The organism is Mesorhizobium sp. AR10 (assembly GCF_024746795.1).
Lineage (GTDB): Bacteria > Pseudomonadota > Alphaproteobacteria > Rhizobiales > Rhizobiaceae > Mesorhizobium.
The window spans coordinates 674,005-686,228 of record NZ_CP080524.1; the positions used below are offsets into that span (position 1 = coordinate 674,005).

Below are 12,224 nucleotides of genomic sequence, written 5' to 3' on the forward strand. Positions count from 1 at the left end.
TGTTTGTGACCATGGGAGGAATACCAATGAAGAAAATGCTTCTGCTGGGCGCCGCGTTTGCCACGCTCGCCTTCAGCGTACCGGCGCAGGCCGAACTGAAGTTCAAGCCGGGCGAAGACCCCCGCTTCAACTGGGCCAACTACGAAGAGCTCAAGAAGGTCGACCTCAAGGGCGAGACGCTGTCGATCTTCGGGCCATGGCGCGGCGAGGACGAGGGCCTTATTCGCACCGTTCTCGACTATTTCTCGGAAGCCACCGGCGTCGAGATCAAATACTCCTCGTCGGAGAATTACGAACAGCAGATCGTCATCGACACGCAGGCCGGCAGCCCGCCCAACATTGCCGTGCTGCCGCAGCCGGGCCTGATCCAGGATCTGGCATCGAAGGGCCTGCTGACGCCGCTCGGCGACGAGACCTCAAACTGGGTCAAGGAGAATTACGGCGCCGGCCAGTCATGGGTCGACCTCGGCACCTTCAAGGACAAGGACGGCAAGCCCGGCTTCTTCGCCTTCCCCTACAAGGCCGACGTGAAATCGCTGGTCTGGTATTCGCCGGACAATTTCGAGGAAGCCGGCTACAAGGTTCCCAAGACGCAGGAAGAGCTCGCCGATCTTGAAAAGAAAATCATCGCCGACGGCGGCACGCCGTGGTGCATCGGGCTCGGTTCCGGCGGCGCCACCGGCTGGCCGGCGACCGACTGGGTCGAAGACATCATGCTGCGCACCCAGGCGCCCGACGTCTACGACAAGTGGGTGAAGAACGAGATTCCGTTCAACGATCCCGCGGTGGTCAACGCCATCGATATTTTCGGCAAGATCGCGACCGACGACAAGATGGTCGATGGCGGCGCCAAGGCGGTTGCTGCGACCGACTTCCGCGACAGCCCGAAAGGTCTCTTCTCGGTGCCGCCGAAATGCTACCTGCATCACCAGGCGTCGTTCATTCCGACCTTCTTCCCGGAAGGCACCAAGGTCGGCCAGGACGCGGATTTCTTCTACTTCCCGCCTTACGCCTCCAAGCCTGACCTCGGCACCCCGGTGCTCGGCGCCGGCACGCTGGCAATGATCACCAAGGATAGCAAGAGTGCCCGCGCGTTCATCGAATTCCTGAAGATGCCGCTCGCCCACGAGATCTGGATGGCCCAGGGTGGCTTCGTGACGCCGCTCAAGTCGGTCAACAAGGACGCCTATGCCAGCGACGCGCTGAAGAAGCAGGGCGAAATCCTCGCCAATGCCTCGACCTTCCGCTTCGATGGTTCCGACCTGATGCCGGGCAAGATCGGCGCCGGCGCCTTCTGGACGGGTATGATCGACCTCGTCGGCGGCAAGTCCGCCCAGGATGTCGCCACCGACATCCAGAAGAGCTGGGACGCGATCAAGTAAGCAGCCGATTGTTCGGCCGCTGGAAGTTTCGGACTTCCTGATCCTCTCTGGATCCGGGCCTCGAGGCCCGGATCCGACCGGCGGCCCGCGCCGCACCTGATGTCATGCGCACATAGACATTCCGGCAGGAAGCGCGATCAGCAAAAGGGGAAAACCCGCTTTGCATACGATCACGCTCTGACAACTGAATCGGCGCATCTCACCGCCCAGGCCGTCCGGCTTGGCGGGTGACGCGCACGGGGAGGGACCCATGGCGGCTCAGATTTTCTCGGCCATTTTCGTCATCATCGTCGGCGTCGGCGGCTGCGTCGCCTATTTCTGGGGCGCCAACAAGCTGGTGGACATCATCTTCCCGTCGCGCGGCGTCGCCGGTGCTGCGGCCATCGACAATCTGCGCCGGCAAGGGCTGGTCCGGCCATGGCTGTTTGTCGGCCCGGCCATGATCATCCTGACCATCTATCTGATCTATCCGGTGGTCGAGACGCTGAGGCTGTCGTTCCTCGACCGCAGCGGCATTCATTTCGTCGGTTTCGCCAACTATGAATGGGCGTTCGGCGACCGCGAATTCCGCAACTCGATCCTCAACAACATCATCTGGCTGGCGGTGGTGCCTGCCGCCTGCACCTTCCTTGGGCTGATCATCGCCGTGCTGACCGACAAGATCTGGTGGGGCACGATCGCCAAGAGCCTGATCTTCCTGCCGCTGGCCATCTCCTTCGTCGGCGCCAGCGTCATCTGGAAATTCATCTATGAATATCGCGGCGACGGGCAGACGCAGATCGGCCTGCTCAATGCCATCATCCAGTATTTCGGCGGCCAGCCGCAGGTCTGGATATCGCTGCCGTTCTGGAACAATTTCTTCCTGATGATCATCCTGATCTGGATCCAGACCGGCTTTGCCATGGTCATCCTGTCGTCCGCCTTGCGCGGCATCCCGGAAGAAACGCTGGAGGCCGCGGTCATCGACGGCGCCAACCCGTTCCAGATCTTCTGGAAGATCATGGTGCCGCAGATCTGGGGCACCATCGCCGTGGTCTGGACCACCATCACCATCCTGGTGCTGAAGGTTTTCGACATCGTGCTGACCATGACCAACGGCCAATGGAACAGCCAGGTGCTGGCCAATCTGATGTTCGACTGGATGTTCCGCGGCGGCGGTGATTTCGGCCGCGGCGCCACCATCGCCATCATCATCATGATCGCGGTCATTCCGATCATGGTCTGGAACATCCGCCAGGCGAACAAAGAGACGGGAGGACATTGAGATGGCTGTCGCAACCGGAAAGTCCTTTGCCAGCCGCTTCGGCGTTCACATCGCGGTGTTGATCTTCGTCGCGATCTGGACCGTGCCTACGCTGGGCATTCTCGTCTCGTCGCTGCGCGACAAGGACCAGATCATCGCCTCGGGCTGGTGGAACTCATTCTCCAGCTCCACCCAGACCGAAGCCGGCCGGTTGCCGGCCGCCTCGACGCAGGTCGAGAAGGACGGCAAGTTCGTCCTGCAAGGCAACATCTTCGCCGAAGGTGCTGCCCGCAACATCAGCGCCTTCGGCGTCAAGTCGGCCGCACCGACGCAATATCCGGCCGGCACGACCGCCGATCTCGGCGACGGCGTGACCTTGCAGCTCAACGCCGACGGTACCTTCATCATGCAGTCGCCGAAGGCCTTCGAGGGCGATCGCGGCCAGCGCGTCTACTACGCCTCGTCGGCGCCGCCGAAATTCACCACCGACAACTACCAGACCGTGCTGTTTTCGGAAGGCATCGGCCGCTCGTTCATGAACTCGCTGACCGTCACCATTCCGGCGACCGTCATCCCGATCCTGATTGCGGCGTTCGCCGCCTATGCGCTGGCCTGGATGCGCTTTCCCGGCCGGGCCCTGCTCATCGCGGTCATCATCGGCCTGCTGGTCGTGCCGCTGCAGATGTCGCTGATCCCGCTGCTGAAACTCTACAATGGTGTCGGCTCGTTCTTCGGCATGCCCTCGAAAACCTATCTCGGCATCTGGCTGGCGCATACCGGCTTCGGCCTGCCCTTCGCCATCTATCTATTGCGGAGCTACATTGCCGGTCTGCCGCGCGAGATCATGGAGTCGGCGCGCATCGACGGCGCCAGCGACTTCGAGATCTTCGTCAAGATCGTCTTGCCGCTGTCGTTCCCGGTGCTGGCCTCCTTCGCCATCTTCCAGTTCCTCTGGGTATGGAACGATTTGCTGGTTGCGATGGTTTTCCTGGGTACCGAGGCAGACCAGATCGTCCTTACCGCCAAGCTCAATGCGTTGCTCGGCTCACGCGGCGGCGACTGGGAGATCCTGACGACATCGGCATTCGTGACCATTATCGTGCCGCTGATCGTGTTCTTCTCGCTGCAGCGCTACTTCGTCCGCGGGCTGCTTGCCGGCTCGGTGAAAGGAGGCTGAGACAATGCAATCCGCTTTGAAGGCGACCTCGAAGCCCGATCTCGCCGTCGATCGCGACTGGTGGCGCGGCGCTGTGATCTATCAGATCTATCCGCGCAGCTATCAGGACTCGAACGGCGACGGCATCGGCGACCTCAAGGGCATTATCGGCAGACTGCCCTACATCGCCTCGCTCGGCGTCGACGCCATCTGGATCTCGCCGTTCTTCAAGTCGCCGATGAAGGATTTCGGCTACGACGTGTCAGACTATTGCGACGTCGATCCGATGTTCGGCACGCTGGCCGATTTCGATGCCCTGACCGCCGAGGCGCACAGACTCGGCCTCAAGGTGATGATCGACGAGGTGCTGTCGCACACCGCCGACAACCATCCGTGGTTCAAGGAAAGCCGCGCAAATCGGACCAATCCCAAGGCCGACTGGTATGTCTGGGCGGACGCCAGACCGGACGGCACGCCACCCAACAACTGGCTGTCGATCTTCGGCGGCTCGGCCTGGCAGTGGGACACCAGCCGCCAGCAATATTACCTGCATAATTTCCTGGCCGAGCAGCCCGATCTCAACTTCCACAGCCGTGCCGTCCAGGACGCGCTGCTCGAGGTCACCCGTTTCTGGCTGGAGCGCGGCGTTGACGGCTTCCGGCTCGACACCATCAATTTCTACTTCCACAGCCAGGGGCTGGAGAACAATCCGCCACTGCCGCCCGAAGAGCGCAACGACCAGACCGCCCCCGCCGTCAATCCTTACAACTACCAGGACCATCTCTACGACAAGAGCCGTCCTGAAAACCTCGCTTTCCTCGAACGGTTCCGCGCCTTGCTCGACGAATATCCGGCGACGGCGGCGGTCGGCGAAGTTGGCGATTCGCAGCGCGGCCTGGAAGTGGTGGCGGCCTACACCGCCGGCGGCAAGCGCGTGCACATGTGCTATTCCTTCGATTTCCTGGCGCCTGAAAAGATCAGCGCCGCAAAGGTGCGCTCGGTATTGGAATCCTTCGGCAAGGTCGCCAGCGACGGCTGGTCGTGCTGGGCCTTTTCCAACCACGACGTGATGCGGCCGGCGTCGCGCTGGGCCGCCGGCGAAGCCGACCAGGCCGCCTATCTCAAGGTCATCTCGGCGCTGCTGATGTCGTTGCGCGGCTCGGTCTGCATCTATCAGGGCGAGGAGCTTGGGCTCGGCGAAGCCGAGCTGCAATTCGAGGATTTGCAAGACCCTTACGGCATCCGCTTCTGGCCGGAATTCAAGGGCCGCGACGGCTGCCGCACGCCGATGGTGTGGGACGCCACTGCAAAGAATGCTGGCTTCTCTACGGCAAAGCCTTGGCTGCCCGTGCCGGGAAAACACCTTTCGCAAGCGGTCAACGTGCAGCAGGGCGACGACAGCTCGCTGCTTGAGCACTACCGGCGCTTTCTCGCCTTCCGCCATGCCCATCCGGCATTGGCCAAGGGCGATATCAACTTCATCGAAAGCGAGGGCGATACGGTCGCCTTCACGCGCCGCGAAGGCAACGAGCAGATCGTCTGCGTCTTCAATCTCGGCGCCAGGACGGCCGAAATCGATCTCGGCGGCCGTTCGCTGCAATCCTTGCCGGGACACGGGTTTTCCGGACAGACTGGCGCCGGTTCTATCCGCCTTGGCGGCTACGGCGCATGGTTCGGGCGTATCGACTGAATTTACTAAAAGAATTCACTGCTAGAAGAATTCACTGGGAGGAAATCATGGCCGATGTCACGCTAAGGCAAGTGAAGAAATCATACGGCAATCTGCACATTCTGCACGGCATCGATCTCGACATAAAGTCGGGCGAGTTCATCGTCTTCGTCGGCCCTTCGGGTTGCGGCAAGTCGACCTTGCTTCGCTCCATCGCAGGACTGGAGGAAATCACCTCCGGCGAGCTCAAGATCGCCGGAGAGGTGGTGAACGACGTGCCGCCGTCGAAGCGGGGCATCGCCATGGTGTTCCAGTCCTATGCGCTCTATCCGCACATGACCGTCTACGACAACATGGCGTTCTCTATGAAGATCGGCAAGGAGAACAAGGCCGAGATCGACCGGCGGGTGAAGCAGGCGGCGGAAATCCTGCAGCTGACCAAGTATCTCGACCGCCTGCCCAAGGCGATGTCGGGAGGCCAGCGGCAGCGCGTCGCCATCGGCCGCGCCATCGTGCGCAATCCGAAGGTCTTCCTGTTCGACGAGCCGCTGTCGAACCTTGACGCGGCACTGCGTGTCGCCACCCGTATCGAGATCGCCAAGCTCAAGGAATCGATGCCTGCCACAACGATGATCTATGTCACCCACGACCAGGTCGAGGCGATGACGCTGGCCGACCGCATCGTGGTGCTGAAGGACGGGCATATCGAGCAGGTCGGCACGCCGATGGATCTCTACAAGAAGCCCGGCAATCTGTTTGTTGCCCAGTTCATCGGCTCGCCGGCCATGAACATTTTGCCGGCAACAATCGAAAAGACCGGCAACCCGACCGTCGTCAGCCATGTCGGTGGCCGCAAGGCGACGGTGCCAATCACCACGCCGGCTTCAGCAAAGGGTGCCGCGGTGAGCTTTGGCGTGCGGCCGGAGGATCTGGTGATCGCCACCGGCGCGGACTACCTCTTCGAGGGCAAGGTGGACTATGTCGAGCAGCTCGGCGAGGTTCAGCTCATCTATATCGACATCGGCCGTGCCGACCTGCCGCTGGTGACCAAGCTGCCCGGCAATGTCGAGGTCAAGCGTGGCACGACGCTGCGGCTGAGCGCGGATGCCGGAGACCTCCATATCTTCGATGCCGACGGACATTCCTTCGCACTCCACAATGCGGAAGCAAAAGCGGCCTGAGGCCGTCCGGTTCGGATCACATCCGGATCAAAAAAAGAGCGGCGGGCCGGGCCCGCCGCTCTTTTTTCTGGATGTCGACTTCGGCTGTTAGTGGCCGAAGAGGTTCCGGTCGCTGCCCTGCGGAGCGGACTTCTGGACGTCGTCCGACGAGTTGAGCAGCTTGTAGACCGGCGAGCCGGTGTCGCGCACCGAAGACGTCTGCGTGTTGTCGACGTTTACGGTCGCCTGCTTGTTGATGTCGGTCCCGCCAACATTGTCGTTGCGGGCATAGGCGCTGCCGGCGGCAATCAAAAGGGCGGCGGCAGTAAGAGCAATCTTCTTCATTTCAAGTCTCCTGAATTTTCCAGCACAGTGGCGGGCAATCCCGCCGCTGTGCCGGGATCGGCTTAGTTATTGCCGAAGAGGTTACGGTCGCTGCCCTGAACGATGGGCTGCTTGTCAGTCTGAGCCGATTTCTGAACGGAAGCCGTGTACGAGCTGTCGACAGCCGGGGCGGCCTGGTTGGCGCCGTTGGAGCCATAGTTGTCGCTACCGGCAAAGGCGCTGCCGGTGATGGCCAGAACGGCGGCGGCAGCAAGAACAATATTCTTCATTTTAAGTACTCCTTTGATTTCTGAATTCCGCCAAGGCGGCGGGACAAACCCGCCGTCCGTTGGAGATCGGCTGTTAGTTGTTGCCGAAGAGGTTACGGTCGCTGCCCTGAACGACGGGCTGCTTGTCAGCGTGCGCCGACTTCTGAATGGAAGCCGTGTACGAGCTGTCAACCGTGGTGGCTGGCTGGTTGGCACCGTTGGACCCATAATGGTCACTGCCACCAGCAAAGGCGCTGCCGGTGATGGCCAGAACGGCGACGGCAGTAAGAGCGATCTTTTTCATTTTTAGTACTCCAGTATCTTAGTTCGTCAGTCCGTCTAGCGGCGTGTCTTGGAAGGAAATCGCGTCGTTCGGACAGCCCCGATGTGGGAGGGGCCAGCGCCGGTTTCCAATCACGAACTTGTTCCGCGTGGACCAAGACTCTGCACCTTGAAATTGTGCCAAAGCCTCCTACACCTTCTGTTTTAATAAATGATATCAAACGGTTATACTATTCGACCCATGGCCCAGCTGACGAATTTGCAAACCAGCGTTCACACCGTCCTGCACGCTCTGTCAACAGAAACGAACCGTTCGGTTCGATTTTAGAAGCAGCTAATAGTCACTTTTCGAAACTGCTACCATTTTTTAACCCTGTCGCAGGTCGAATCCGATCCGCGAAGCGACGGGCTATAGCCGGCGAAAGCGGAGGGCCTCCGCCGCGAAACCTTGGCCGGTGCGTTTTCAGATATGGTGTCGCGCCGCATGGATGCGATGTCGCTTTCGTGCCGATGGCGCGCCCGCTGTCGTGATTAGATGATGTCATCTCAGGTGCCACTTCGTGACGACGGGCGGAGAATTGGGAAGCCGGTCAGATTCCGGCGCTGCCCCCGCAACGGTGGTGGAGTTCAAGTCGCAACGGGAGACCACTGGGCCGCAAGCCTGGGAAGGTGTCGCGATCGTCCGCAAGGACACTCCAGAGCCCGGAAACCAGCCCGAGGTGATTGAACTCGACTGATCGCGGTGGGCGGTCAAGAGGTGGATGGTGCATGCCCGGCCTTATCGCCGGACTGCGACCGGTCTTTCCTCCATCACCACCAAGTTCAGTCCTTGAAAGATGAGGACAGGACATGGATGTGCGCACTGACATGCTGAGGCTTTTGCACAGCCGCAGGGAAGGCTATTCGCTCGAGCAGCCCTTCTACACCGATCGCGACTACTTCAAGCTCGACATGGAGCTGATCTGGTATCGCGACTGGCTGTTCATCGGCCATGATTGCGAATTGCCGAAGCCTGGCAGCTACATCACCGCCCAGATCGGCGATTATCCAGTGGTGCTGGTGCGCGACCAGCAAGGCAAGATCAACGCCTTCCACAATTCCTGCCGCCACCGCGGCAGCCGCGTTTGCAACAGTGAGAAGGGCACGGCGGCGAAGCTGGTCTGCCCTTACCATCAGTGGACCTACGAACTGGACGGCCGGCTGTTGTTCGCACGGCAGATGGCGGACGGGTTCGACAGGAGCCAGTTCAGCCTGAAGCCGGTGGCTTGCGAAAGCGTCGGCGGCTACATCTTCATCTGCCTGGCCAAGGAGCCGGCGGACTTCGCGCCGATGCGCACCATGATCGAGCCTTATTTGTTGCCGCACCGGCTGCGCGAGGCAAAGGTCGCCTTCGAATCGACCATCGTCGAGAAGGGCAATTGGAAGCTCGTCTGGGAGAACAACCGCGAGTGCTACCATTGTGCCGGCAACCATCCGGAGCTCTGCAAGACATTCCCGGAAGCGCCGACCGTGACCGGCGTCAATGGCGCCGACAGCGACCCGGAAATGCTGGCGCATTGGGCGAAATGCGAGGCGGCGGGCTTGCCGAGCAAATTCCGTATCGATCCCGCCGGACAGTTTCGCGCCACCCGCGCGCCGCTACTGCGCGATGCCGTCAGCTACACGATGACGGGAAAGCGCGCCGTGAAGAGAAACCTTTCCGACAGCGTTGCCACCGACCGCATCGGCTCGCTGCTGCTCTATCACTATCCGACGACCTGGAACCACATCCTCGGCGATCATGCCGTCACCTTCCGGGTGCTGCCGATCAGCGCCACTGAAACGGCAGTGACGACGAAATGGCTCATCCACAAGGATGCGGTCGAAGGCGTCGACTACGACCTTGCCGAACTCACCCATGTCTGGACCGAGACCAACGATCAGGACCGCCGCATCGTCGAGGAGAACGCCTTCGGTATCCTGTCGCCGGCCTATGAACCCGGCCCCTATTCGGAGCTGCATGAGGGCGGTGTCATCCAGTTCGTAGACTGGTATGCCCGCTTCATCGAGCCGCGCCTTGCCGAAGGCGGCCGGCCCGCACTGCGTAGCGTCGCCTGAGAAAGGGTAAAGGGATGAATGCGATGACGGATCTCGGGCTCTACCGCCATCTCGACGAGATGGCGCCTTGGAACGACAGGCTCCAGGTGCTGGAAGTGATCGGCGTCAGCGATGAGGCGCCGGAGGTGAAGACCTTCACCTTCCGTTCCGACAACCAGACTTGGTTTCGCTACAAGCCGGGGCAGTTCGTAACGCTGGAACTGCCGACCGCCGATGGACCGCTGATGCGCACCTACACGCTGTCATCCTCGCCGTCGCGGCCGTTCTCGATCGCGGTCACGGTGAAAGCCCAGGCCGGCAGCATCGGTACGCGCTGGATGTTCGATCATCTGAAGCCCGGCGTTCACGTGAAGGCCTATGGGCCGGCGGGCGACTTTTCGCTGCACAGCCACCCAGCGGCCAAATATCTGTTCATCTCGGCCGGCTCCGGCGTGACGCCGATGATGTCGATGCTGCGCTGGCTGAACGACTGCGCGCCATGGACCGATGTCGGCTTCGTCAACTGCGCGCGGCGGCCCGAGGAGATCATCTTCCGCAAGGAGCTCGAACTGCTGGGAAGCCGTATGCCCGGCCTGTCGCTTGGCTTCATGATCGAGGAGCGCTCCAGCCGCGAGGGCTGGTTCGGTCATATGGGGCGGATCGACGCGATCAGGCTGCCGCTGCTGGCGCCAGATTTCCGCGAGCGCGAAATCTTCTGCTGCGGCCCAGACCCGTTCATGCGCGCGGTGCGGCAGATGCTGGAGGCCTCCGGCTTCGACATGGTGCAATACCACCAGGAGAGCTTTGCCGCGCCCGCCGTGGAGGAAATACCGCCGCCGTTTGCGTTGCCGGCAGACGGTGGCGCCGATGTGCCCGCCGAAGCCGCAACGCCGATCCGCTTCTCGCTCTCGGATGTCGACGCCGAATGCGTTGCCGGCCAGACCGTGCTGCAGACGGCGCGCGCTTCGGGGGTGAGAATTCCGGCGGCCTGCGAATTCGGCCTGTGCGGAACCTGCAAGGTGAAGAAAGTCTCCGGCAGCGTCGAGATGAGCCACAATGGCGGCATCCTCGACCACGAGATCGATGACGGCTTCATCCTGGCCTGCTGCTCCAAGCCGCTGTCGGCGCTCGAAATCGAGGCCTGAAACGGCCGTGCACGGAGGCTCGTATGTTCGGATCGGAACCTATACCCCGTAGCGCTCGGTGCGGATGAGACCTGCCGGAATGTCGGCATCGATCAGCGCCTGGGCGGCGGCCGAGACGAAGGCATTCGAGCCGCAGACAAAGGCGAGCTTTGGCGGCTCGGGCAGCCGCGCCATGGATTGCACCATCATCGCGACATCGATCCGCCGCGAATAGTCTGCCGGGCGCCGGGCGGCCTCGCGTGTCAGCGTCAGCACCAGTTCGAAACCATTCCGGCGGTCATCGAGACCGATCAGCTCGTCGCGAAAGATCACCTCGTCCCAGACCCGCACTGAGAACACCAACGCGACCGGCACCGGTGATTTCCGCGCAACACGATGGCGGATCATTGCCATCAACGGCACCACGCCCGAACCGCCGCCGATCAGCAGCAGCGGTCCGCCGTCACTGTCGGACCAGACGAAATGGCCGCCGAGCGGCCCGCGCAACTCGACCTCGTCGCCGACCACCGCCACCTCGTGGAAGAAAGGCGAGACCTCGCCATCGTCGAGTCTTTCGATCGCCAGTTCGATTGTTCCTGCGGCTTCCGGCGCAGAGGCGATGGAGTAGGAGCGGCGCGCCTGATAGCCGTCCGGCGCCGTCAGCCTGACATCGACATGTTGTCCGGCCCGGCTAGTGAAAGGCCGCGACAACAGGAAGAAGAAACTGGTGACGCGCGGTGTGCGCTTCTCGATGCGGGTGATCCTGGCCGTTTGCCAGGGCGATTGCGCCGTCGACGGCTCGCTCATGGATCGCCCGTATAGCGCTGTTCGCGCCACGGATCGCCATAGATGTGATAGCCGCGCAATTCCCAAAAGCCCGGCTCGTCACGCTCGGTGAACTGCAGCCCGTTCAGCCATTTGGCCGATTTCCAGAAATAGAGATGCGGAACGAGCAGCCGCGCCGGACCGCCATGGTCTGACGTAATCGGCTTACCTTCGTAGAGCAGCGCCACCATCGCTTTGCCGTCGGTGAGATCCTTGGTCGGCACATTGGTGGTGTAACCGTCGAACGCGTGCGCCAAGGTGAAGCCGGTCGGCGGCTCCAGGCCGGCGTCGGCGAAAATGTCGTCGACCAGCACGCCTTGCCACGGCGTATCGAACTTGGTCCATGCGGTGACGCAGTGGATGTCGCGCGTCATCTTGGTCAGCGGCAGGGCGTTGAACTCGGCCCAGTTCCATTTCTTGATCGGGCGCGGCCCGTGCTTCAGCGTGAACGACCAGTCCTCGGTGCGCACACGCGGCGTCGGTCCAGCCGACAGTACCGGAAAACCCTGTTCGAGATACTGCCCTGGCGGGATGCGCGCATCCGTATCCGTCGGAGGCTTTCGCCCGGATGAGAAGCCGCGAGTGACCATCGGGAGTATCCGTTTGAATCAGGCCGATTGAATCGGCCGATTTGCACCACGCCGTTTGTAACCCTCGGCAGTCTTCTAGAAGATGTTGCGGCGGGCAACAGAAATTTTGGGGCGGCCGGCGGCG

The 12,224-nt window shown here is 61.7% G+C and carries 12 protein-coding genes and 1 riboswitch; of the genes, 7 read left to right on the plus strand and 5 right to left on the minus strand.

Annotated elements, in window-relative coordinates; translation table 11 throughout:
- Positions 1-26: 26 nt before the first annotated feature.
- From LHFGNBLO_RS06575 to LHFGNBLO_RS06595, 5 genes are all read left to right on the plus strand, one after another.
- Positions 27-1,382 carry an ABC transporter substrate-binding protein gene (locus LHFGNBLO_RS06575; RefSeq protein WP_258605305.1) on the plus strand — a complete coding sequence of 452 codons (1,356 nt, stop codon included), beginning with the start codon at positions 27-29 and terminating at the stop codon, positions 1,380-1,382.
- Positions 1,383-1,632: 250 nt separating this feature from the next.
- Entirely contained in the window at positions 1,633-2,646 is a 1,014-nt protein-coding gene (locus LHFGNBLO_RS06580) for a carbohydrate ABC transporter permease (protein ID WP_258605307.1), read from the plus strand.
- Between the two features lies 1 nt (position 2,647).
- On the plus strand, positions 2,648-3,802 hold the full coding sequence (locus tag LHFGNBLO_RS06585) for a carbohydrate ABC transporter permease (RefSeq protein ID WP_258605308.1): 1,155 nt from the start codon (positions 2,648-2,650) through the stop codon (positions 3,800-3,802).
- Between the two features lie 4 nt (positions 3,803-3,806).
- The gene (locus LHFGNBLO_RS06590; protein WP_258605309.1) at positions 3,807-5,471 is read left to right on the plus strand and encodes an alpha-glucosidase; all 1,665 of its coding nucleotides are present in this window, start codon (positions 3,807-3,809) and stop codon (positions 5,469-5,471) included.
- Positions 5,472-5,518: 47 nt separating this feature from the next.
- Positions 5,519-6,631 (plus strand): ABC transporter ATP-binding protein, encoded by a 1,113-nt coding sequence (locus LHFGNBLO_RS06595; RefSeq protein WP_258605311.1) that lies wholly within the window; start codon positions 5,519-5,521, stop codon positions 6,629-6,631.
- 87 nt (positions 6,632-6,718) lie between these two features.
- On the opposite strand, the gene LHFGNBLO_RS06600 is transcribed toward LHFGNBLO_RS06595, so the two are convergent.
- The 3 genes from LHFGNBLO_RS06600 to LHFGNBLO_RS06610 form a co-directional block, all read right to left on the minus strand.
- Complete coding sequence (locus LHFGNBLO_RS06600; RefSeq protein WP_258605312.1) at positions 6,719-6,955, minus strand: DUF680 domain-containing protein; 237 nt, start codon at positions 6,953-6,955, stop codon at positions 6,719-6,721.
- A 62-nt stretch (positions 6,956-7,017) separates the two neighbouring features.
- On the minus strand, positions 7,018-7,224 hold the full coding sequence (locus LHFGNBLO_RS06605) for a DUF680 domain-containing protein (RefSeq protein ID WP_258605314.1): 207 nt from the start codon (positions 7,222-7,224) through the stop codon (positions 7,018-7,020).
- 73 nt (positions 7,225-7,297) lie between these two features.
- Positions 7,298-7,507 (minus strand): DUF680 domain-containing protein, encoded by a 210-nt coding sequence (locus LHFGNBLO_RS06610; RefSeq protein ID WP_258605316.1) that lies wholly within the window; start codon positions 7,505-7,507, stop codon positions 7,298-7,300.
- 509 nt (positions 7,508-8,016) lie between these two features.
- Positions 8,017-8,218, plus strand: a riboswitch (cobalamin riboswitch).
- A 116-nt stretch (positions 8,219-8,334) separates the two neighbouring features.
- On the opposite strand from LHFGNBLO_RS06610, the gene LHFGNBLO_RS06615 reads away from it, so the two are divergent.
- The gene (locus LHFGNBLO_RS06615) at positions 8,335-9,582 is read left to right on the plus strand and encodes an aromatic ring-hydroxylating oxygenase subunit alpha (RefSeq protein ID WP_258605318.1); all 1,248 of its coding nucleotides are present in this window, start codon (positions 8,335-8,337) and stop codon (positions 9,580-9,582) included.
- Between the two features lie 23 nt (positions 9,583-9,605).
- Complete coding sequence (locus LHFGNBLO_RS06620; protein WP_258605320.1) at positions 9,606-10,706, plus strand: hybrid-cluster NAD(P)-dependent oxidoreductase; 1,101 nt, start codon at positions 9,606-9,608, stop codon at positions 10,704-10,706.
- Positions 10,707-10,745: 39 nt separating this feature from the next.
- On the opposite strand, the gene LHFGNBLO_RS06625 is transcribed toward LHFGNBLO_RS06620, so the two are convergent.
- Both LHFGNBLO_RS06625 and LHFGNBLO_RS06630 read right to left on the minus strand, forming a co-directional pair.
- Positions 10,746-11,492, minus strand: a complete 747-nt coding sequence (locus LHFGNBLO_RS06625; RefSeq protein WP_258605322.1) for an FAD-binding oxidoreductase — start codon at positions 11,490-11,492, stop codon at positions 10,746-10,748.
- Positions 11,489-12,100, minus strand: a complete 612-nt coding sequence (locus LHFGNBLO_RS06630) for a molybdopterin-dependent oxidoreductase (RefSeq protein ID WP_258605323.1) — start codon at positions 12,098-12,100, stop codon at positions 11,489-11,491. Before LHFGNBLO_RS06630 ends, LHFGNBLO_RS06625 begins: the two co-directional genes overlap by 4 nt.
- Between the last annotated feature and the right edge of the window lie 124 nt (positions 12,101-12,224).

Excerpts from the sequence above, each read along its gene's own strand:
- LHFGNBLO_RS06575 (WP_258605305.1), top strand. The coding sequence starts at position 27 with ATGAAGAAAATGCTTCTGCTGGGCGCCGCGTTTGCCACGCTCGCCTTC.
- LHFGNBLO_RS06580 (WP_258605307.1), top strand. The coding sequence starts at position 1,633 with ATGGCGGCTCAGATTTTCTCGGCCATTTTCGTCATCATCGTCGGCGTC.
- LHFGNBLO_RS06585 (WP_258605308.1), top strand. The coding sequence starts at position 2,648 with ATGGCTGTCGCAACCGGAAAGTCCTTTGCCAGCCGCTTCGGCGTTCAC.
- LHFGNBLO_RS06590 (WP_258605309.1), top strand. The coding sequence starts at position 3,807 with ATGCAATCCGCTTTGAAGGCGACCTCGAAGCCCGATCTCGCCGTCGAT.
- LHFGNBLO_RS06595 (WP_258605311.1), top strand. The coding sequence starts at position 5,519 with ATGGCCGATGTCACGCTAAGGCAAGTGAAGAAATCATACGGCAATCTG.
- LHFGNBLO_RS06600 (WP_258605312.1), bottom strand. The coding sequence starts at position 6,955 with ATGAAGAAGATTGCTCTTACTGCCGCCGCCCTTTTGATTGCCGCCGGC.
- LHFGNBLO_RS06605 (WP_258605314.1), bottom strand. The coding sequence starts at position 7,224 with ATGAAGAATATTGTTCTTGCTGCCGCCGCCGTTCTGGCCATCACCGGC.
- LHFGNBLO_RS06610 (WP_258605316.1), bottom strand. The coding sequence starts at position 7,507 with ATGAAAAAGATCGCTCTTACTGCCGTCGCCGTTCTGGCCATCACCGGC.
- LHFGNBLO_RS06615 (WP_258605318.1), top strand. The coding sequence starts at position 8,335 with ATGGATGTGCGCACTGACATGCTGAGGCTTTTGCACAGCCGCAGGGAA.
- LHFGNBLO_RS06620 (WP_258605320.1), top strand. The coding sequence starts at position 9,606 with ATGACGGATCTCGGGCTCTACCGCCATCTCGACGAGATGGCGCCTTGG.
- LHFGNBLO_RS06625 (WP_258605322.1), bottom strand. The coding sequence starts at position 11,492 with ATGAGCGAGCCGTCGACGGCGCAATCGCCCTGGCAAACGGCCAGGATC.
- LHFGNBLO_RS06630 (WP_258605323.1), bottom strand. The coding sequence starts at position 12,100 with ATGGTCACTCGCGGCTTCTCATCCGGGCGAAAGCCTCCGACGGATACG.